The organism is Psychrobacter sp. I-STPA6b, from assembly GCF_020662265.1.
In the GTDB taxonomy this organism is placed as follows: Bacteria; Pseudomonadota; Gammaproteobacteria; order Pseudomonadales; family Moraxellaceae; genus Psychrobacter.
In genome coordinates this window covers 1-446 of the sequence record NZ_VEWM01000110.1, presented here as the reverse complement: position 1 = coordinate 446, position 446 = coordinate 1, and the positions used below count along the sequence as shown (strand labels likewise).

At 47.5% G+C, this 446-nt stretch carries 1 pseudogene; it reads right to left on the bottom strand.

From position 1 onward, the window contains the following. Positions 1–446 (bottom strand): annotated as a pseudogene (locus FHK88_RS12265) (cysteine--tRNA ligase); the annotation flags it as partial.

Genomic DNA, 446 nt, shown 5'->3' with positions numbered 1-446 from the left:
CCTCACGAATGGTAAAAAAGTTACCCAATGATTTAGACATCTTCTCACCGTCAACATTGATAAAGCCAACGTGCATCCAGTTGCGTGCGTACTCACAGCCATTTGCCGCTTCTGACTGAGCAATCTCATTTTCGTGATGCGGGAATTGCAGGTCATGACCACCGCCATGAATATCAAAGGTCGAGCCAAGACACTGATTCGACATTGCTGAGCACTCAATGTGCCAGCCTGGGCGACCTTGCCCCCAAGGAGATTCCCATTGCGGCTCACCTGGCTTGGCAGCCTTCCACAGTACAAAGTCAAATGGATTGTTCTTTTTTGACTCAATCTCTACCCTAGACCCTGCTTGCATATCCTCTAATTTACGACCCGATAACTTGCCATAGCCGGCAAATTTTTCGACCGCATAATACACATCACCATTGTCAGCAGGATAAGCATAGTCA